Annotated in this window: 21 protein-coding genes and 1 pseudogene; 9 read left to right on the top strand and 13 right to left on the bottom strand. The window is 63.9% G+C overall.

Features of this window, described 5'->3' with window-relative positions; all coding sequences use genetic code 11:
• Positions 1-127: 127 nt before the first annotated feature.
• Positions 128-1,213 carry a tartrate dehydrogenase gene (locus G3N64_RS04370; RefSeq protein WP_205782556.1) on the bottom strand — a complete coding sequence of 362 codons (1,086 nt, stop codon included), beginning with the start codon at positions 1,211-1,213 and terminating at the stop codon, positions 128-130.
• A gap of 127 nt (positions 1,214-1,340) precedes the next feature.
• Here G3N64_RS04370 and G3N64_RS04365 point away from each other — a divergent pair, with 127 nt between their 5' ends.
• Complete coding sequence (locus tag G3N64_RS04365; RefSeq protein ID WP_205782555.1) at positions 1,341-2,264, top strand: LysR substrate-binding domain-containing protein; 924 nt, start codon at positions 1,341-1,343, stop codon at positions 2,262-2,264.
• Between the two features lie 159 nt (positions 2,265-2,423).
• Here G3N64_RS04365 and argC read toward each other — a convergent pair whose 3' ends face one another.
• On the bottom strand, positions 2,424-3,362 hold the full coding sequence (gene argC, locus G3N64_RS04360) for an N-acetyl-gamma-glutamyl-phosphate reductase (protein WP_205782554.1): 939 nt from the start codon (positions 3,360-3,362) through the stop codon (positions 2,424-2,426).
• A gap of 120 nt (positions 3,363-3,482) precedes the next feature.
• On the opposite strand from argC, the gene G3N64_RS04355 reads away from it, so the two are divergent.
• Entirely contained in the window at positions 3,483-4,367 is an 885-nt protein-coding gene (locus G3N64_RS04355; protein ID WP_205782553.1) for a LysR family transcriptional regulator, read from the top strand.
• Positions 4,368-4,437: 70 nt separating this feature from the next.
• Here G3N64_RS04355 and G3N64_RS04350 read toward each other — a convergent pair whose 3' ends face one another.
• Genes G3N64_RS04350 through G3N64_RS04335 form a run of 4 tightly spaced genes read right to left on the bottom strand, consistent with a single transcriptional unit; the run spans position 4,438 to position 7,758 of the window.
• The gene (locus G3N64_RS04350; protein ID WP_205782552.1) at positions 4,438-4,902 is read right to left on the bottom strand and encodes a hypothetical protein; all 465 of its coding nucleotides are present in this window, start codon (positions 4,900-4,902) and stop codon (positions 4,438-4,440) included.
• Positions 4,903-4,962: 60 nt separating this feature from the next.
• On the bottom strand, positions 4,963-6,180 hold the full coding sequence (locus G3N64_RS04345; RefSeq protein WP_205782551.1) for a patatin-like phospholipase family protein: 1,218 nt from the start codon (positions 6,178-6,180) through the stop codon (positions 4,963-4,965).
• Positions 6,177-6,962, bottom strand: a complete 786-nt coding sequence (locus G3N64_RS04340) for a 3-hydroxybutyrate dehydrogenase (protein ID WP_205782550.1) — start codon at positions 6,960-6,962, stop codon at positions 6,177-6,179. Before G3N64_RS04340 ends, G3N64_RS04345 begins: the two co-directional genes overlap by 4 nt.
• Positions 6,963-7,017: 55 nt before the next feature.
• Positions 7,018-7,758 (bottom strand): acetoacetate decarboxylase, encoded by a 741-nt coding sequence (locus tag G3N64_RS04335; protein ID WP_021157498.1) that lies wholly within the window; start codon positions 7,756-7,758, stop codon positions 7,018-7,020.
• Positions 7,759-8,201: 443 nt separating this feature from the next.
• Between G3N64_RS04335 and G3N64_RS04330 the strand changes: the two genes are divergently transcribed.
• Positions 8,202-8,783, top strand: a complete 582-nt coding sequence (locus G3N64_RS04330) for an undecaprenyl-diphosphatase (protein WP_205782549.1) — start codon at positions 8,202-8,204, stop codon at positions 8,781-8,783.
• Between the two features lie 26 nt (positions 8,784-8,809).
• Here the strand turns inward: G3N64_RS04330 and G3N64_RS04325 are convergent, their stop codons facing one another.
• The 3 genes from G3N64_RS04325 to G3N64_RS04315 form a co-directional block, all read right to left on the bottom strand.
• Positions 8,810-9,034, bottom strand: coding sequence for a hypothetical protein (locus tag G3N64_RS04325; protein ID WP_205782548.1), 225 nt, complete (start codon positions 9,032-9,034; stop codon positions 8,810-8,812).
• Between the two features lie 164 nt (positions 9,035-9,198).
• Positions 9,199-10,020 carry a siderophore-interacting protein gene (locus tag G3N64_RS04320; RefSeq protein WP_205782547.1) on the bottom strand — a complete coding sequence of 274 codons (822 nt, stop codon included), beginning with the start codon at positions 10,018-10,020 and terminating at the stop codon, positions 9,199-9,201.
• Positions 10,021-10,058: 38 nt separating this feature from the next.
• The gene (locus G3N64_RS04315) at positions 10,059-10,769 is read right to left on the bottom strand and encodes a PadR family transcriptional regulator (RefSeq protein ID WP_205782546.1); all 711 of its coding nucleotides are present in this window, start codon (positions 10,767-10,769) and stop codon (positions 10,059-10,061) included.
• Between the two features lie 665 nt (positions 10,770-11,434).
• On the opposite strand from G3N64_RS04315, the pseudogene G3N64_RS39595 reads away from it, so the two are divergent.
• A pseudogene (locus tag G3N64_RS39595) lies at positions 11,435-11,563 on the top strand (IS110 family transposase); the annotation flags it as partial.
• 75 nt (positions 11,564-11,638) lie between these two features.
• On the opposite strand, the gene G3N64_RS04310 reads toward G3N64_RS39595, so the two are convergent.
• Together G3N64_RS04310 and G3N64_RS39590 are read right to left on the bottom strand one after the other, a co-directional pair.
• Positions 11,639-11,989 carry a BON domain-containing protein gene (locus G3N64_RS04310; protein ID WP_205782545.1) on the bottom strand — a complete coding sequence of 117 codons (351 nt, stop codon included), beginning with the start codon at positions 11,987-11,989 and terminating at the stop codon, positions 11,639-11,641.
• A gap of 402 nt (positions 11,990-12,391) precedes the next feature.
• Positions 12,392-12,742, bottom strand: a complete 351-nt coding sequence (locus tag G3N64_RS39590) for a hypothetical protein (RefSeq protein WP_241020773.1) — start codon at positions 12,740-12,742, stop codon at positions 12,392-12,394.
• 364 nt (positions 12,743-13,106) lie between these two features.
• Between G3N64_RS39590 and G3N64_RS04300 the strand changes: the two genes are divergently transcribed.
• From G3N64_RS04300 to G3N64_RS04280, 5 genes are all read left to right on the top strand, one after another.
• A complete protein-coding gene (locus G3N64_RS04300) occupies positions 13,107-14,192 on the top strand; it encodes a catalase family peroxidase (protein ID WP_205782544.1) in 1,086 nt (361 codons plus the stop codon).
• A complete protein-coding gene (locus tag G3N64_RS04295; protein ID WP_059605789.1) occupies positions 14,189-14,725 on the top strand; it encodes a cytochrome b in 537 nt (178 codons plus the stop codon). The genes G3N64_RS04300 and G3N64_RS04295 overlap by 4 nt, the downstream gene beginning before the upstream one ends.
• A gap of 221 nt (positions 14,726-14,946) precedes the next feature.
• Entirely contained in the window at positions 14,947-16,098 is a 1,152-nt protein-coding gene (locus G3N64_RS04290; protein ID WP_205782543.1) for a TDT family transporter, read from the top strand.
• Positions 16,099-16,200: 102 nt separating this feature from the next.
• Positions 16,201-17,187 carry a malate dehydrogenase gene (locus tag G3N64_RS04285; protein WP_205782542.1) on the top strand — a complete coding sequence of 329 codons (987 nt, stop codon included), beginning with the start codon at positions 16,201-16,203 and terminating at the stop codon, positions 17,185-17,187.
• 64 nt (positions 17,188-17,251) lie between these two features.
• Entirely contained in the window at positions 17,252-18,058 is an 807-nt protein-coding gene (locus G3N64_RS04280) for an extracellular solute-binding protein (RefSeq protein ID WP_205782541.1), read from the top strand.
• A 179-nt stretch (positions 18,059-18,237) separates the two neighbouring features.
• On the opposite strand, the gene G3N64_RS04275 is transcribed toward G3N64_RS04280, so the two are convergent.
• Together G3N64_RS04275 and G3N64_RS04270 are read right to left on the bottom strand one after the other, a co-directional pair.
• Entirely contained in the window at positions 18,238-18,978 is a 741-nt protein-coding gene (locus tag G3N64_RS04275) for an SDR family oxidoreductase (protein ID WP_205782540.1), read from the bottom strand.
• A gap of 147 nt (positions 18,979-19,125) precedes the next feature.
• Entirely contained in the window at positions 19,126-20,031 is a 906-nt protein-coding gene (locus G3N64_RS04270) for an SDR family oxidoreductase (protein ID WP_205782539.1), read from the bottom strand.
• Position 20,032 lies beyond the last annotated feature (1 nt).

The following is a 20,032-nucleotide window of genomic DNA, read 5'->3' as shown; positions in this document are numbered from 1 at the left end:
CACCGGTGCAGACATTGGAATTCGCACGAGTGCGCAACCGCATTGCGTGTTGCTCACCGCACACCACTCACCTCACACCGACTCGTGCCGCACTGCCCGGCGCATGCGATCGCGCCGGGCGCGATCGTCAGCCCGCGATCCGCGCGGCGATCGCCTCGCCCACTTCCTGTGTCCCGGCGTTGCCGCCGAGGTCGCGCGTATGCGGCCCCGTGCGCAGCACGTCCTCGATCGCGGCGACGATCGCATCGTGCGCTTCGCGTTCGCGGCCCGCACCGTTGCCGAGGAAGTCGAGCATCAACGCAGCCGACCAGATCATCGCGACCGGATTCGCGATGTATTGCCCCGCGATGTCGGGCGCGGAGCCGTGCACGGGTTCGAACAGCGACGGGAACGTGCGGTCGGGGTTCAGGTTCGCCGACGGCGCGATGCCGATCGTGCCCGTACAGGCCGGCCCGAGATCCGACAGGATGTCGCCGAACAGGTTCGACGCGACGACGACGTCGAAGCGGTCAGGCTGCAGCACGAAACGCGCGCACAGGATGTCGATGTGCTGCTTGTCGACGGCGATCTCGGGATAGCGTTCGGCCATCTCGGCCGTGCGCGCGTCCCACCACGGCATGCTGATCGCGATGCCGTTGCTCTTCGTCGCGACGGTGAGGCGTTTCGCGCGCCGCTGCGCGAGTTCGAACGCGAATTTCAGCACGCGCTCGGTGCCGTGACGCGTGAAGATCGACTGCTGCATCACGATCTCGCGCTCGGTGCCTTCGAACATCGTGCCGCCGACCGACGAATATTCGCCCTCGGTGTTTTCGCGCACGATCATGAAGTCGATGTCGCCCGCGCGGCGGCCGGCGAGCGGCGACGGCACGCCGTCGAACAAGCGCGCAGGCCGCAGGTTGATGTACTGGTCGAACTCGCGGCGGAATTTCAGCAGCGAGCCCCACAGCGAAATGTGATCGGGCACCGTCGCGGGCCAGCCGACCGCGCCGAACAGGATCGCGTCCATGCCCGACAACTGCGCCTTCCAGTCGTCCGGCATCATCTTGCCGTGCTGCGCGTAGTAGTCGCAGCTCGCCCAGTCGACCTGGACGAATTCGAAGCGGATGCCGAAGCGCGCGGTCACGGCATCGAGTGCGCGCAGGCTCTCGGGCATTACTTCACGGCCGATGCCGTCGCCGGGGATCACGGCGATCCGGTAAGTCCTGTCGTTCATGCGAGTGCTCCTCCTTCATCGTGGGTCGGGCCGCTGCCGGCGTAGCGCGCAGCGGAACATGACGCCATTCTATTTATTTCCATTGGGATTAAAATCGTGCGAAAGGTTAATCGACTTTCCACGAATCGTGAATAAATCGCCGAATCTCGACGACCTGCGCGTGTTCAGCCTGGTCGTCCGCCTGGCCAGCTTCAGCGCAGCCGCGGAGCAGCTCGCGGTGTCGCCCGCCTATGTCAGCAAGCGCGTCGCGTTGCTCGAGGCGCAGCTTGGCACGCGCCTGCTGCATCGCTCGACGCGCCGCGTGACGGTCACGGAAGCCGGCGAACGCGTGTACGCGCGCGCCGAGAAGATCCTCGACGACGTCGATCATCTCGTCGAGGACGTGTCGACCACGCGCACGGTGCCGCGCGGCACGCTGCGCATGTCGAGCAGCTTCGGTTTCGGCCGGCACATCGTCGCGCCGGCGCTGCTCGACTTCACAGCGCGCTATCCGCAACTGAACGTACGGCTCGATCTGTTCGACCGGCTCGTCGATGTCGCGGGCGAAGGCTACGACCTCGACGTGCGCATCGGCGACGAGATCGCCGATCACCTGATCGCGCGCCGCCTCGCCGTGAACTACCGCGTGCTGTGCGCATCGCCCGACTATCTCGTACGGCGCGGTACGCCGCGCACGCTCGCGGATCTCGCGTCGCACGACTGCCTTGCGATCAAGGAGCGCGACCATCCGTTCGGCGTGTGGCGGTTGACCGTGCGCGGCGAAACGGCAACGGTGAAGGTCGGCGGCGCGTTGTCGACGAACCACGGCGAGGTGGCCGTGCAATGGGCGCTGGCCGGCCGCGGAATCGTGTTGCGCTCGATCTGGGAAGCCGGGCCGCTGATCGAACGCGGCGCACTGTGTCGCGTGCTGCCGGACGCAATCCAGCCCGCGAACATCTGGGCCGTGTATCCGGAGCGCGTTGCGGCGTCGGCGAAAGTGCGCGTATGCGTGGATTTTCTGGTGGAGACGCTGGCCGGTTTGAACGCTGCGGCGAGCGACGATGCGGGCTGAAATCGCCCAAAGGTGAGCTTTTACGGGGGCATGTGCGGGACATCGGCAGGCCCCCGTTTCCGGCTCGCAACCGCTTCGCGAGCCGTTAGCGACCAACCGGCACCGACGCAACGCGACCGCGATGTGCCGGGCCGGCCGACGATGGTGCCGGCACGCGGCTTATGCCGCGCGTGCAACACCGAGCATCAGGTCGAGATTCTGCACGGCTGCGCCGGATGCCCCTTTGCCGAGATTGTCGAACACGGCGGACAGTAGCACCTGGCCGTGACCGGCATTGACGAACACGCCGAGCCGCAAGTCATTGGTGCCGTTCAGCGCTTGCGGATCGAGATGCGTGATCGCCTGCGTCTCCGCGAGCGGCGTGACGTCGACGTGACGCGCGCCGGCGTAATGGTGCGCGAGACACGCATGCAGCTGCTCACCGGTCACGCCGGCAGGGAGCAGGCGCAACTCGATCGGTACGGTGAGCACGATGCCTTGCCGGTAGGCACCGTAAGCCGGCACGAACAACGGGCGGTTCGCCAGACCGGCATGCAGCTGGATTTCCGGCACATGCTTGTGTGCGAGCGCAAGGCCGTAGACCTGTAGCGATTTCGCGTGCGAAGCGCCGTCCGATTCGAATGCGTCGACGGCAGCCCGCCCGCCGCCCGAGTACCCGGAGACGGCATGGAGGCTCACCGGGTAGTCGCGCGGCAGCAGGCCGGCCTGTTGCAGGGGCCGCAGCAGCCCGATCGCGCCGGTCGGATAGCAGCCCGGATTGGTGACACGCCGCGCATGCGCAATCGTCTGCGCGTGCCCGTCGACCATCTCGGGAAAGCCGTAGACCCAATCCGGCTGCGTGCGATGGGCCGAACTCGCGTCGATCACGCGTACCGCCGGATTCCGGATGAAGCCGACCGCTTCGCGTGCGGCCGCATCGGGCAGGCACAGAATCGCGATGTCGGCGGCGTTGATCGCTTCGGCGCGCCGCACGGGATCCTTGCGCTCGGCATCCGGCAGCGTGACGAGCCGCAAGTCGGTGCGCCCGCGCAGGCGCTCGTGGATCTGCAATCCGGTCGTGCCTTGATCGCCGTCGATATAGACAGTGGGGAGGCTCATGATGGTCGCGTTCCTTCGGTTCGGTCGTCGGGAAAGCCGTATCGTCCGCCGAACGCCTAGAATAGGAAAAGTTGAATTTGCTGACTGCGAGATTCAGTTTTCTTGAACGAGAGGTGGGGAATGCGCGAGATCAGCCTGGACCGCCTGCGCACGCTGGTCGCCATTGCGGACCAAGGGTCCTTTGTCGCAGCGGCGCAATGGCTTCATCTCGCGCCGCCGACCGTCAGTCTTCACGTTGCCGAACTGGAAAGCCGCATCGGCGCGCCGTTGCTGTCCCGTACGCGTGGAAACGTGCGGCCGTCGCCGATCGGTGAAGTGCTGGTGGAGCGGGCGCGCCGCCTGCTGGCCGAGGTCGAATCCACGCTGGACGATGTCCAGCGGCAGGTGCAGGGGTTGACCGGACGCGTGCGCCTCGGCGCATCGACCGGCGCGATCGCGCACCTGTTGCCGCAGGCAGTGGCCCGGTTGCGCGAGCAGCATCCGGACATCGATGTCCAGATCGCGGTGCTTACGTCGCACGACACGCTGGCGCGCATTGCGCAGGGCACGCTCGATGTCGGACTGGTGGCGCTGCCGCAGACGGCGGTCGCGGGGCTGTCGATTCGCGCGTGGCGGCGCGATCCGGTGATGGCGTTTCTGCCGGCGGACTGGCCGCTTCCGGCTCGCGTGACGCCCGGCTATCTGGCCGCCCGCCCGCTGATTCTCAACGATGCGACCACCCGCCTGTCGCGGCTCACGACGGAATGGTTCGCGCTCGGCGGCCACCGGCCGGCGCCGCGGATCGAACTGAACTACAACGATGCGATCAAGAGCCTGGTCGCTGCGGGTTATGGCGCGACGCTGCTGCCGCACGAGGCGGGTGCCCCGTTGCCGGATGCGCGCATCGTCATGCGGCCGCTGCGCCCGGCGTTGTGGCGCGAACTGGGTATCGCGCATCGGGCGGGGCCGGTCGAACGGGCGACGCAGCACGTGCTCGATGCGTTGTGGGCGCTGAAGGCGCGATAGCGCGTGGAATGCGGGATAGTCGGCGCGGCGGTTCGTGCGGGGCGCACATGCGCATCCGCCGCGCGCCGTTTCAGAGCCGGTTGTCCTTCGCGAGCGTCAGCACGCGCGCCCAGCGTTGCGCATCGCGCTTGTCCATCATCGGCAGCTTCCATTCGCTGCGCACGGCGTCGCGCACACGCACGACGAGATGCCAGCGGTCGCCGATCGGCGCGGCCTGGCAGCCGTCGAGCTGCGACAGCGTATAGCGGCCGTCCGCGCCGTCGTGCGACAGCCACAGCAGCCCCTGCGTCGCCGACACGCGCAGCTCGCCCCACGCGCGATGCACGACGTGGGTCCAGCCTTCTTCCTTCGTATTCGGTGCGATGTCGCGGCGGCGCTTGATCCACCACGCGACCAGTGCGATCAGGATCGCGGCGGCGAGCACGGCGGCCGCGATCGCGACCGGCTGGCCGAACTGCGCGGCGATGACGTGAAACAGGTGAACCGCGCCCCATCCGAGAGCGATGAGCGCGAACAGTGCAATGAAGATCGGCATGTCTGGTCGGAGAAGAGGACGGACCGGCGCGTGCATTGCGCCGATCCGTCGCGCACGGCATTACCGTTTGCGGTGAATGTCGTGCGTCACGAAGCCCGCGTCGTTGTTGGGCAGCGCGAGGCCGTCCTTGACTGCGAGCGTCTTGCGGATGTCGTCGAGACCCGCGGACCAGTGGTCGCGCATCGTCGACACACCGAACTGATAGTCCTTGTAGTGATGCTCGTACGCCTTCTGCTGGTAGATCAGGTGCTGGATGTTGTACTTCTTCCCGCTCGACATCGCATCGGCTTCGACGCACCACGGGTCGTTCTTGCGCTGCTCTTCCGGCACCTGTTCGAGCACGTGGCGCAGCACGTTGCGGTAGCGCTGTTCGCGCTGCAGCGTGTCGGTGACGAAACGCGTGCGGCTCGAATACTGCACGTCCTTCGTGCGCTCGGCGACGTCGGCCATCGAGCGCGGCAGCGGCCCGCGCGCGCTCCACAGATCGACCTGGAACGCGAGCGTGTCGCGGCGCGGCCGTGCGCGGAGCACCTCCATCAGCGGCGTGTTCGACACGACGCCGCCGTCCCAGTAGTACTCGCCGTCGATCTCGACCGGCGGGAACGCGGGCGGCAGCGCGCCGGACGCCATGAAATGCTCGGGCGCCAGACGGATGCGCGAGTTGTCGAAGTACACGAAGTTGCCGGTGCCGACGTTGACCGCGCCGACCGACACGCGCGTCTCGCCCGAATTGATCCGGTCGAAATCGCACAGCTTCAGCAGCGTCGCGCGCAGTTGCGACGTGTCGTACCAGCTGATCTTCTCAGGATGGTCGGACACGCCTGGCACCGGCGGCGGGAAGCGCGGCACGAAGAAGCCCTGCTGGCCCTGCATCATCGCGCTCGCGGCCTGCGACGCGGTGAAGAACGTGCGGACCTGGTCGATGCTGTTGAACAGCGCGAACTCGAATGCCGCCGGGACCGTCGGGAAGAACGCCGGCTTGCAGATCGTTTCCCAGAACTCGCGCAGCCGCTCGACACGATGCTCGGGCGCATTGCCCGCGATCAGCGCGGTGTTGAGCGCGCCGATCGAGATGCCCGCGATCCAGTCGAGCGGAATGCCCGCCTCGTGCAGCCCTTCGAACACGCCGGCCTGGTATGCGCCGAGCGCGCCGCCGCCTTGCAGCACGAGCGCGATCGTCTCGTACGGCAGCGTGTGTGCGGCGGCCGGTGCGCCGGCCTCATGATGCAGGTCCGCCGCATCGACGGCCTGCTTTTCGGTGCGGGCGTGCGGCTTCATTGCATGAACCAGCCGTGGCTGACGATGAACGACTGGCCCGTGAGCGCGGCGCTCGGGAACGCCGACAGGAACAGCACCGTCTGCGCGACGTCCTGAACGGTCGTGAACACGCCGTCGACCGTATTGCCGAGCATCACCTTCTTCACCACTTCCTCTTCGCTGATCCCGAGCTCCTTCGCCTGCTCAGGAATCTGCTTGTCCACCAGCGGCGTGCGCACGAAACCCGGACACACGACGTGCGAGCGCACGTTGTGCTTCGCACCTTCCTTGGCCAGCACGCGGGCCAGGCCGAGCAGGCCGTGCTTGGCCGTCACGTACGCCGACTTCAGCGGCGACGCTTCGTGCGAGTGCACCGAACCCATATAGATCACGACGCCGCCGCGATCGTCCTTGTACATGTGCTTGAGCGCGGCCTTGGTCGTCAGGAACGCGCCGTCGACGTGGATCGACTGCATCTTCTTCCAGTCGGAGAACGAATAGTTCTCGATCGGGTTGACGATCTGGATACCTGCGTTCGACACGAGGATGTCGACCGAGCCGAACGTTTCGGCCACCTTGTCGATGCCGCTGTTCACGGCTTCCTCGTTCGTCACGTCCATCGCGACGCCGATCGCCTTGCCGCCCGCCTTGACGATCTCGTCGGCGACGGCGTTCGCGCCGTCCTGGTTCAGGTCGGCGATCGCGACGGCCGCGCCCGCCTTCGCGAGCTCGAGTGCGATTTCCTTGCCGATGCCGCTCGCGGCGCCCGTGACGACTGCGGTCTTGCCATTCAGGTTGCTCATGTTCGAATTCCCGTGGTGAAAGGATTGACAGGGAGAAGAAAGGACTGCGGACGTGTTACTGAGCCAGGTAATCGTAGACGACTTCGCCGAGGCCCAGTGTCAAATCCGCGACGATGTGGCGGGCTTCGACGATTTCGAGCACCGGCAGGTCGGCCACCGGCGCAAGTGCGTGCGGCGCCAGCTCGAGCGATGCGGGGCCCGTCCATGCGCCCTTCATCTTGATGTCCTGCATGTAGTAGCGCACCAGTTCGCAGACGCGCGCGGTGCCGTCGACGTGCGGGATGATCTTCAGCAGGAAATTGGGGCCGGCGAGCCGCTTCGTCTGCTCGTCGATGTCGAGTTCCTTGTGCTTGTAGCCCATCGTGCCGGTGGCGACGCGCACCTTGCCGTAGTCGAGCGTGCCGAGGAGGTGGTCGGTGTTCACGTGCAGCGTGGGCGACGCGAGCTTCTTCGGGAAGCCCCACAGCTCGCGGCCGCCGGCGATCGGCGGGTGATCGTCGAGATACATCGCGAGCGTGTAGCCGCCCGGCTGGCCGTTGTATTCGACGGGAATGACCTGGCCGCTTTCGGTGTAGTCGCCGAAGCCGGTCGAATCGGCCATGCGGATGAATTCGTAATGGACGAGCGGCTCGGTGACCTGCAGCGGCTCCGGGACGATTTCGCGGAGACGGTCCGGATCGGTGCGATACGTGATGATCAGGAACTCACGATCGACGAAACGGTAAGGGCCCATCGGGAAGGCAGGGCTGGTCAACGGCATCGCAAACGCTTTCGATCGGACATCGCTGGGTTTCATGCGGACTCCTTGTTGTTGATCGCTTCGTGGATGAGTGCTCGTAAGCTCGTAATCCTATGCCTGTGCGTTGCCGTTGTGCGATGCCGCATCTGGAATTAATTGTTGCCTATTTCGAAGCAGTCGCGACGTAAATATTGAGATGAATGAGGCAAACGGCCTGGACGGCACCCGGCGCTCCGATCATCGCACGCGTCGATGACGCCACGATGTGAAAAAGGTGAGTCTTTACGGGATGTAGGGTGAGTCTTTACGGGAGACGGTCACGCGGGAATGTGACAATTGTGTGAACTTGTGTTGCAGTGCAGGCTCTAAGTGCGTTCGCCGCGGCGGGCATCGCCGCGCGCGGCCGCCGCATTAAGCATCGCTTAAGCGGGTGCGCCCTAGCATCGCTCGTATCAGGCCGGGCAACCGGCCGATTTTTTACGCCCCACGCAACCGGATTCATGCAGACCCTCAATCTCACCCTCTTTTCCGCCATCAACGCCGGGGTTGCGCCGCAGCCGGGCGTTGCCCGCCTTGCCATCTTCGCTGCCGACTGGCTCGTCTATGCGTTGCCCGCGATGCTGCTGCTGACCTGGCTTTTCGGTGCGCGCCCGACGCGGCGCCAGGCGATCGAAGCCGGCGTCGGCGTGTGCGTGGCGCTCGTGCTTGCACAGGTCATCGGACATGTCTGGTTCTCGCCGCGCCCGTTCATGGCCGGTGTCGGCACGCAACTGATTCCGCACGCGCCGGACAGTTCGTTTCCGAGCGATCACATGACGTTCGCGTGGAGCCTGGCGGTCGGGCTGATGCTCGGCGGCACGACCCGGCTCACCGGATTCGTGATGGCCGCGATGGCCGTGGCGATTGCATGGGGACGTATCTATGCGGGCGTGCACTGGCCGTTCGACATGGCGGGCGGCGTGCTGGTCGGCACGGCCGGCGCGCTGGCTGCGCACCTGTACGGGCAACGCGTGACCGCGCTGCTCGAACGGCTAGGCGATTCGGTGCACGCAGTCGTGATGGGCCGCCGGCACGCGCCGTAAGCGGCGGGAGATCGGGCAGGACGCCGTCAGCCGGGTGTCCTGGCCGATTCGGCCGATGCCGCCGGCCCGCCGCCCGCATCGTGCAGTTCAGGTGTATCGGCCGGTTGTTGCGCGGCGTCGCGGTCGAGTGCGCTTTCCTTCAGGATCGCGCACATTGCGACGAACAGCGCGAGTACCACCGCGGCAAGGCCGCAATAGCCGGCGATCTTCAGGTTGCGAAGGAACGGCGAAGCGTGGCTTTCTTTTGTCATGACCGGGCGCTCCTGGGCGGGCTGCGGCGGCTGTCGCCCGACAGCGTCGCAGACACAGATATATACCAGCCGCGATAGCGGTGCCAAGCCCGCTGGTGCGCCGGCGCCACGATTGTGTCATCGCCCGGTCAACCGGGTACCCCGTTACCGGGTACCCGCATCCGTCAGTCTTCCAGCGTTTCGTGCACGGCCGCCGCGCCGCGCTTCCAGTAGGCCGCCGCGCGAATGCGCGACTTGTCGATGCCGCGCTCGCCGGTCAGGTGCTGGCGTACCGCGCGCATCGACAGCGCTTCGCCCGCCGCCCACACGTAGCCGTCGCCGGACGGCGGCAGCGGCAGGTCGCGCACGGCATTCAGCAGCACGTCGCCGTTCGCTGCGTCGGCTTCGGCGCGGAAGCGCCAGATTTCATGCACGTCGGCACGCGTGTCGAACGCGATCTGCGCGGTGCGATCCACGACTTCCAGCACGACGGCCGCGCGCGCACCGGCCGGCAATTCCTCGAGACGCCGCGCGACCGCCGGCAGCGCCGTATCGTCGCCGATCAGCAGGTGCCAGTCGAAACCGGTCGGGACGACGAACGAACCGCGCGGGCCGCCGATGCCGAGCCATTGGCCGACGCGTGCCTGTGCAGCCCACTGCGACGCGGGGCCCGGGTGGTTCAGCACGAATTCCAGATCGAGTTCGCAGGCGGCGCGGTCGAAGCGGCGCGGCGTGAAGTCGCGCGCGACCGGCTTCGGTTCGCCTTCCGGAAACTCGGGGCCGTTCGCGCCGAGCGTCGGCATCGCGGGCCGTTCAGCACCGGGCGGCGGGAAAAATACCTTGACGTGATCGTCGAACGACGCGGATTCGAAATCCGCGAGATCGGGGCCGCCGAGCGTGACGCGCAGCAGGTGCGGCGTCACGGCATGCACGCGCAGGACCTGCAGCAAGCGGAACTTGAGGGTGTGGCGCACGCGGGTCACGGTGCGGTCGGATGGGTTCTGCATCAATCCGTTCTCCTTGGGTGTCGACGGGGCGGCGCGGATTACGCGCCGGTGCCGCCTTCGATTTCGGCCGTCGCGCGGCGCATGATGGCCGCGATGCGCCGCTGTTCGTCGGCGTCGGCGGCGCTCTTGTGCAGCAGCGCGCGCTTGAGCGCGAGGCGCGCCTCGACGAACTCCGGCAGCCAGCCTGCTTGCGCTTCGTCCTGCGTTTCGCTGCCCGCCGATTCCCCGGCGAACGCGCGGCGCATGAACTCCATCTTGCGGGCGAGGTGCGTGAGGCGCGCGAACAGGGTGTCGACGCGTTCGCGCTGGGCGTCGAGGTGCGTGCGGCCGGCGTCGGTCAGCGCATAGCGCTTGCGGTTGCCTTCCGCCTGCGACGCGACGAAGCCGACTTCTTCGAGATACGTGAGTGCCGGATACACCATGCCGGGGCTCGGGCTGTAGAAACCGTTCGAACGCGTGTCGAGCGCCTTGATCAGCTCGTAGCCGTGGCTCGGTTGCTCGGCGACGAGCGCAAGCAGCAGCAGTTGGAGATCGTCGGAGCTGAACTGGCGGCCGCGCGGCATGCCGTCGTCGCCGAAATCGCCAAAGCCGCCGCGCCCGCCACGGCCACCGAACGGGCCGCCGCCGAACGAATCCTGGCCGCGGCGGTGGCGGCCGATTGCGTACCAGAGACCGGTGAACCACTCAGGGCGGGCATGCGCACCATGACCGTCGCATCGGGCATGGCCGCGGGAAGAGGTGTGTCGCATGATCGAGTCCTATACGTCGTAAAACATATCTAAAGATATATATCGAAAGATAGGTCGTCAAGGGGATTTATTGGGGATGGATGGTGGGGCAAGGGGGTAGGTTGGCAAAAAAGTGACCTTTTTTGCAGTATTTGCGCAAAACTATCGATAATATGAAGCCATAGTTTTTATCGAATTCGGTCCGATTTGCGCGAGCTAGCGTTGGACCCGTGTACCGGCTTGAGGTTGGTTGCCGATACGTTCCAGAGTGGGTTCCGCGTTCGCAGATCGGCGTGAAGACCTACCGAAGATTCGACAGGCCTTGCATGAGCAGGCTGGTATCAAGGCGTTGCGAAATCTCGGGATCTCGGCTCGACGGCAGATCGTGTTGCTGCCGCTCCTTTTTCCGGAGGCTCAAGGAGGTACCGTACAGCTCAACAAGCAAGAAAATGTACAAGTCCTGAAATCCAGCATCGAGAACTTACTCAGACTCGCCAACGAATTACCAGTCGTAGATCATGAGAGCAACGGACAAGTCGCGTTGGAGCGAGTACTTCGATCATGCGCTTGGCGAAACAACATGGTCGAGCATCTCTTTCAGTTGATTCTGAGAATTGAAATGAACGCGTCCCACCCACGCACGTGAGAGCAAAAGAGGGGTGGATCCTCACGGGCCAACGGCATCGATGTGCCCAGGTGGAAAATGCACGCATTTCCCGGCAACCGGAGGATCCACGATGAACAGTATGGCCGTGGGCGTCGATATCGCCAAGAACGTGTTCCAGGTGCATTACGTTGATCAGGCAAGCGGCGGCACGTGAAGGCGCTCAACCGTCGCAGGTTTGACTTGCCCATTCGGTGTAATGAGAGCGGTTGAGCGGACCAACGGTTCAGTGCCCGGCTTCCTTTACGGACAAGTTGTTGACGATGGATTTCGCCGGGGCCGCGACCTGTGCTGCATTCTGTGCGAGCTGAACCTGGTTCTGTTCGGGAACCGTGCCGTCGAGGGTAACGGTGTTTCCGCGTGCAACTACACGGATGTCCGAGGTGGCGAGTCCTTGCGTCCGTGTCAACGCCTTGCGGACTTGTGTTTCGATGTGCCAGTTTGCCCGGCGCGCTTGTTTCTTGCTGATCGTCGTTGCAGACGAGGCCGGAACCGATGGCGTGCTTTGAGCGAACGCGGTGGTGGTGACAACGAACACCGGGACGAGTGCCAACGCTGCAAGTTTGATATGGCGCATTTCTTCCTCTCTGTTAAACAGTGCCGAGATGATGGATCTCGGGGTGTGGGGGGAAAGCCTTGTCCGATGGACCGACGCGGAAATCACGCGCGAGGGTCACCTAGACGACGCAGACAACGACAACCCCGACATGGCGGTAGTTCCGCCTTCGTCGGGGTCAGCGCAGTGTCCGACACTCCCCTGACAATGATTTTCGAAAACGCACACCTGATTATTGGATAGAACGAAGTAGTACCGTTCTACAGCTTCTGTTGCGCTCGGTGCGTCTTTCGAGACGGTCGGGAAGCAAGGCAGCCCCTTTCCTTTGCATAACCAACGACCGATGTTCGGGATGACGACGAGATCGCCGTCCGCACCTCGACGCATGTGCAGAGATGGGCCGACCTGTCGATTAAGTGGCTCCTACGTCCAGTCCTTCGCGTCATCGACGGTCGTCTTGTAACCGGGAAAATGGTGAAACGGTTCCTGTCGGCGAGAGACGACGGGGACCGGATTTCGTGACGGAGAAACCCATACTGGACCCGATCGATTCGGAGCTATCCTCCGATGCGTTGAATCGCTGTTGCCGGCGATCATGCATGCGAGTCGACCGTCGGTCGAGATCTGCTCCAACGGCGTCACCAGATCCGTTTCAACCTCGGTCATGGTATCGGTAAGGCGCCGCGTCTGTGTCATATGGCCGAAGCCGGTCGCACACGCGACTATGGCGGTCAGGCAGGCTACGCGAAACGGGATCGCGTTCATCGATTTCATCAGACTGGTTCCCATGTCAGGGATGGAGAGGCGCACTTCGAAACTGGACTGGGCTCGATTGAGCCGCTATGCGCAGTGCATTTGCATCATTGGCGAAGCTTGATTCGAATCGACTACAAAGCGTTTCGCGATGGATCGCCGCGCTTCAAAAATGCACGCTCACGGGTCTAGCTGCGTTCGGCTACTCCCCGCCAGTATGGTCGAGCCGCGCGTGTCGATCTGCAATCGGCCGTGCGAACGCCAAATGGATTCCGGATATCTCCTGACATAGTCGCTTCGCCTGCTTCGCAACCGTTGCGGTAGCGGCGTTGAGACGCGAATGCGCGTCTCGGCCATCTACTCGATCGACCCAGGAGCATATTCAATGTCGTCTCCCGGCCCTTCCCGCCCCCCGTTTCTTGCGATAACCGCCATTGCGCTTATCGTATTCTCATCAGCTTTGGCATTCGCGTGGACTGGAGGTTGGCTTACGCCCTCCCGGCTGAGCGGCGCTGAGCTGATCGATTCACTGCAGTCCAATACCGGCAAGGTATTCCCCGGGTTTCGCCGAGCCCATACAAAAGGCATTTGTGTCGCGGGGCACTTCGATTCGAACGGCGCGGGTAGCGCACTGTCGTCGGCAGCGCTCTTCCGCGTCGGCTCGGTGCCTGTAACAGGTCGCTTCAATACCGGAGGAAGCGTGCCGACTGGTGCGGACAGCGATCAGATATTTCGTGGACTCGGCATGCGATTCGCGCTGGCCGACGGTGAAGAGTGGCGAATGGCGCTCGATCAAACGCCAATCTTCGTCGTGTCGAATCCGGCCGATTTCGTCGCACTGCAGATCGCATCGACCCCGGTTCGTGCTACGGGACAGCCTGATCCCGGCACGATGAAGGCGTTCCTCTCAACGCATCCGGAGACGCAGCGCTTCTTCGATTATCTGGAGAAGACGCCAATGTCCTCCGGCTTTGCAAACGGCACGTACTACAGCATCAACGCGTTTCGCTTCATCGACGCGCAAGGCGCAGCACGATCGGTGCGCTGGCAATTCGAGCCGGAGCAGCCGTTCACGGCATTGGACAAGCGCACGGCTGCCGCACTGCCAGCAAACTTCCTCTTCGACGATCTGCTCGAACGCGTCCATGAGGGGCCGGTGAAGTGGCACCTTGTGCTCGTGCAAGCCAATTCGGCGGATCGCACCGATAACGCAACGATCGCGTGGGATGGACCACATCGACGGGTCGACGCCGGCACGCTCGTCTTCGATGCAATTGCGACGGAAGCGGACGGACATTGCCGCGACTTCAATTACGATCCGCTGATGTTGCCGAAAGGCATCGCACCATCCGACGATCCGCTTTTGCCCGCGCGCTCCGCAGCCTACTCGGTGTCGTTCTATCGACGTGCAGTGGAAGGGCCGCGCCCGGATGCCATCACTCTCGAACACGATCATGGAGCCGCGAAATGACGAGCCAAAACCCGACCTTTTCCGTGCCGGCCCGTGCGCTGCACTGGCTGATGGCCGTGCTGATCATCGCGATGCTATTCGTCGGAGCCGGCATGGTATCGACCGTTAGTGCGCGTTATCCGCAATTGCTTGCGTTGCATCGGCCGCTCGGTATCGCGATCCTGTTACTGGCGGTGATCCGACTTGGCGTGCGTTTGACGCACCGGCCACCACCGTTGCCGTCCGACATTCCACTATGGCAGACCATAGTAGCGAAGCTGTCGCATTACCTGCTTTACGCGTTGATGATTGCAATGCCGCTCATCGGGTGGGCGATGCAGTCCGCCGGCGGCTATCCGATCGTGATGTGGAAAGGCGTCGAGCTGTTTCCGATCCTGCCGCACGACATCGTCGTCTACGGTCAGCTGCGTCGGCTGCACGGGCTGCTCGCCTATGCATTTTTCCTGCTGATTCTTGGTCACCTTGCCGCTGCGCTCGTGCACGCATGGATCCGGCGCGACGGTGTCTTCGAGAGCATGGCAGGCAGCCGATAGCGGCACGTCGGGTTCCTCCGGCGGACCGGGCGCCGGACTTGGCGCCGCGTCAAGGCGCGATCGTGCTTTGCGGCACAACCACCCGCCGGGGGCACTTGCGTGAAGGCATCGTGAGCGGGATCCATAAGTAAAAGGTATGTGGTGTATGCGAAGCATGTATTTTTCGTATGGCTCACACACACCTACATTGTCGATATCCCCTCCCTTCCGAGAGAACATCGATGAAAGCGACAATGCCTGGCACGACGGCGGCCCATAGCCGACAAAATCTCGGGGACAAGATTCGGCAATTCACACCGAACTGGTTCGCGATGACGATGGGCAACGGAATCGTATTTCTCGTCATCGCCGGATTGCCGTGGCACTTTGCAGGGCAGATGACGTTGGCCCACACGTTGTGGATGGCCGATAGCGTGCTTTACGTCTCGTTTGCCGGCATGCTGTTGGCGCGCTGGATCTTCTATCCGGAAACGATGCGCCCGATGTTGCATCATCCGCTGCAGTCGATGTTCCTCGGCGCGGTGCCGATGGGGCTCGCACCCGTCATCAACGGCCTGGTGCTCTTTGCCGGCCCGCACGGAGGCGGGGCAGCGAGCCAACTGGCGTACGGCTTGTGGTGTGTGGATGCAGTGCTGGCAGTAGCCGTCGCCGTCGGTGTGCCGTACATGATGTTCACCGCGCAGGACCACGCGCTCGAGCGCATCACCGCCGTGCTGCTGCTGCCGATCGTCGCGCCTGAAGTGGCTGCGTCGAGCGCCGCCGTGCTCGCGCCGCATGTCGACGCACAGACCGCGCGCTTCCTGGTGGCCGCTGGTTACGTACTGTGGGCCGTATCGGTGCCGCTCGCCTTTACCGTACTCACGGTCGTCTTCTTCCGGCTGGTGATCCACAAGCTTCCGCATCGTGATCTCGGCCCGTCCAGCTGGCTGACGCTCGGGCCGATCGGCACCGGCGCGCTGGGCTTGCTCGCGCTCGGCCACGTCGCACCGGATGCATTTGCTGGGACGCCGTTCGGGGCTACAGCAATTGTCGCGCGCGACATCGGCTTGATCGGCGCTTTGCTGCTCTGGGGCGTGGGCCTCTGGTGGCTGGCCATGGCGATGCTGTTCACACTGAAGTATTCCCGCGACGGGCTGCCGTTCAATCTCGGATGGTGGGGATTTACATTCCCGCTCGGCGTCTACACCGTCGTGACGCTCAATCTCTATCGAACCACCGGCTTTGCCGCGTTTGCCGCGCTCGGGATTGCGCTCGCGGCGCTGCTTGGCGGGCTGTGGTTGACCGTGCTGTCCCGCACACTGCGCGGCCTCGCCCGCGGCGAACTGTTCCACGCCCCCTGCCTCGTCGGCCGGGAACGATCCGCCACCGCCTGAACGAATCGTTGAACGCGCTCCCGCCGACCGCACGTGCACCAGGCGGCCGGCCGGCGCGGAGCGATGCCATGACCATCACCGAACCTTCGAAGGAGATGCTGCATGTTCAAGTCAGCACGCCGTGTGGCCGTGACTGGGGCAGCCGGTCAGATTGCCTATTCGTTGTTGTTCCGGATCGCGCGCGGCGATCTGCTCGGCGACGATCAGCCTGTGATCCTTCAACTCCTGGAACTGCCGCACGCGCTCGACGCGCTGCGCGGCGTAGTCATGGAACTGGAAGACTGTGCATTCCCGTTGCTGCAGTCGGTCGAAATCAGCGATGATCCACGCGTTGCGTTTCGCGACGCCGATTACGCGATGCTCGTCGGCTCGCGTCCGCGCGGAAAAGGCATGGAGCGGCGCGATCTGCTGGCCGCGAACGCCGCCATCTTCCGTGCCCAAGGCCATGCGCTCAATGAAGTGGCGAACAGGCAGGTCAAGGTGCTCGTCGTCGGCAACCCGGCCAACACCAACGCGTGGGTGGCACGCTACTACGCTCCCGATCTGCCGACGGATGCCATTACCGCGATGATCCGTCTCGACCACAATCGCGCCGTATCGAAGCTGGCCGCCCGATGCGGCGTAGCGGTGGATGCCGTCACCCGCATGGCGGTTTGGGGCAATCATTCGCCGACCATGTTTCCGGACTATCGTCATGCGCTGATCGAACAGCAGCCTGCCCCGCTGCGGGTCGGCGACGAACGGTGGTATGTCGAGACGTTCATTCCCGAAGTCGCCCGCCGCGGCACCGCAATCATCGAAGCGCGCGGTGCATCGTCCGCGGCGTCGGCGGCCAATGCAGCGATCGACCAGATGCGCGACTGGATTCGCGGAAGCGACGGCCGGTGGGTGTCGATGAGCATCGTGTCGAACGGCGAATACGGCATTCCCCGCGGCCTGATGTTCGGCATGCCGACGATTTGCAGCGAAGGTCACTATCGTATCGTCCCGGATCTCAAGGTCGACGCGTTCGCGCGTGCCCGTATCGACGCATCGATCGTGGAGCTCATGGACGAAATGCAGGCCGTGCGCACGATTCTTGCGTTGTAGAGCGATTCGAAACGCATCGAAATCGCGTGCAATTTCTGAAGCAACTCACATAAATGGACCCATCATGTTCAGCTCCTTGAAAAAGAAGACGACTATATCGTTCGTAACCCTAATGGTATCGTGCGGCGCGTTCGCTCATGAAACCGCCGATCCGACGATACGGCGTGACGCGCGAGACGGCATCGTGCGTTTGTATGGAGCCGGCGGCCCGGATACCGCGTTCCAGAAGGTTGCAAAGGTCTTCACTGACGAAACCGGCATCAAAGTGGAGGTGACGGGCGGGCCGGAGCCGATGTGGAGCCGCAAAGCGCAAGCCGATGCCGATATTTTGTGGGGGACGTCGGAAGAAGATATGGCCGGCCTGCTGGAAACCTACACGGTGTTTCAATGGAGTGACGTCGTGCCGATCTATATTCGTCCAGCTGTCATTGCCGTGAAGAAGGGCAATCCGAAACATATCAGCGGCTTTGACGATCTGCTCGCGGATGGCGTACGTATCGTCGTCACCGAAGGCGCCGGCGTGGCGAATACGTCCGGCACGGGTACGTGGGAGGACATCGCCGGCCGCACGGGACGCCTCGACGACGTGAGGCGGTTCCGGCGGAACATCGTCGGATTCGGCACGGGCAGCGGGCCGAGCTTCAGGATGTTCGTCGAAAAGGACGCGGATGCGTGGATCACCTGGCCCGACTGGCCGATTACACATGCCGACAAAGCGGATTACGTCAGCTTGCCCGCGAACAGGGCGATCTGGAGAGACGTCAATGTTGCGCTCGCCCCGGATGCCGATCCTGAAGCAAGACAGTTTCTCGATTTCCTGACCAGTGATCGGGGAACCGCAATCATGAAGACAGAGGGTTGGGTGCGTTGAATGGATCCCGGAGTGGGACGACCCATCTACGTTGGCTGTTCCGCCCGACTATCAGTGACCATGCATCGAATCGAGTCAGCGAGGCGAAGGTGCCTTCAGATGAAGGCGCCCTCGCGATATGCGGTCCGGGATCGGCATCGATGCACCGCGCGCGATGGACGCTGTCCCGGACCGTAGATTCAGCACATGCCGCCGTTCGCACGAACGACCTGACCGTTGATCCACGCGCCTTCCGGGCTGGCCAGAAACGCGACGACGGCTGAGATGTCCGACGGCTGCCCCAACCGTTCGAGCGGATTCATCTTCGCCATTCGATCGATGAGCTCCGCGCTCTTGCCGGCGAGGAACAGCTCGGTGGCCACAGGGCCGGGTGCCACGGCATTAACGCTGATGCCTCGTCCGCGTAGTTCCTGCGCGAGCACCTGAGTCAGCCCCTCCACCGCGCATTTCGTCGCGATATAGACGGCATACGTCGGCAAGCGCACACCGGTAACGCTTGTCGTCAAGTTCATGATCCGGCCGCCGTCGCGAACACGACGAGCGGCCTCGCGCGATACATTGAACGCACCCTTGAAGTTGATCGCAACCGTTCGGTCAAACGTCGCATCGTCGAAGTCTGCGATCTTCGCCTGATTCATGACGCCTGCGCTGTTGACGACGACGTCCAGGCGGCCAAAAGCCTTCTCCGTCGCGTCGAACATCGCAATGGTCGCGGCCGGGTCGGCGATGTCGGCCTTGACGAGCAACGCGTCGCCGCCGCTCTCGCGAATCGTTGCGGCGACTTCCTCGGCCGGCGCCGCGTTGCTGGCATAGTTCACGACGACCTTGAAGCCGTCGCGCGCGAGACGAATCGCGATTTCCGCGCCGATCCCGCGCGAAGAACCGGTAATGAGGGCTACCTTTTCGGAAGGTTGGATCATGTCATGCTCCTGGAGTGTATGCCGGGCCACTGCGAACGAAGGTTCGTCGCACGTCGGGCCCGGACGTTGGCGGGAAGATGTCGGTATCGAGATGACACATTGCTACGCCGTTACAACGACGCAGTTAAATCGATTCAGGACGCCGGCTCACGGCGATGTGCGGCGGTGCGGCGCAAGAAGGTCGGACAGTCCGACGCGATGCAGCATCTCGGCGCGCAGCCGGTCGAGCACGGCGAAGCCCACGTTCGCGCCGTCTTCGGTCGGATCGACATGCACGCGGAACGGGCGCTTGCCTGCAGGCTTCGCGACTACGTCCACGATCGCATCGGCGACGAGATCCGCATGGGCGTCAGGCGGTACGATCGCGGCGAATGCCTCTTGGACTTCGTGCCCGAAGTTCTTGTAAGGGCCTGCGTCGTATTCGGCCGCACGAGCCGTGTCCGCCGGGGCTCCGGCGTGAGCGAAATGATTCGTGCCCTGCGTAAATGCGCCAGGGACGATGATTGACGTCTCGATTCCCCAGCGCGACAACTCGCGTGCGTACAACACGGCAATCGCATCCATTGCCGCCTTCGCACCAAAATACGGTGCGAGATAGGGCGGTGTGCCGCCCGCGGCGCTGCTGCTCGATACCCACACCAGCAATCCTTGCTGCCGCTCACGGAAGTGTGGGAGGACTGCCCTGTTCACCCGCTGGGTACTGACCACGTTAATGTCGTAAAGCTGCGCATACTGCTCGGGCGTAAACGCTTCGGCCGGGCCGAAGGCCATGTGCCCGGCGTTATGGATCAGCACATCGATGCCGCCGGCCTGCTCCAGAACGGTCGTGATTGCGCGTTCGACGGACGCGTCGGATTGCACGTCGAGTTCAAGCGTGCGCAGATCGATGCTTGCCGTGTGCGCAAGTGCGCTCATCTGTTCGGTTACGGCGGCGTTCCGCCCTGCCGTATCGCGCATCGACGCGTAGACGACGTGGCCGGCATGTGCGAGTGCCTCTGCCGTCAGTCTGCCAAAACCGCTAGACGCGCCGGTGACGAGTATGACCTTGCTCATG

Source organism: Burkholderia sp. Ac-20344 (assembly GCF_017104975.1).
GTDB lineage: Bacteria > Pseudomonadota > Gammaproteobacteria > Burkholderiales > Burkholderiaceae > Burkholderia.
Note: the sequence above shows the minus strand (reverse complement) of the source record. Positions and strands in the feature narration are given on the sequence as shown.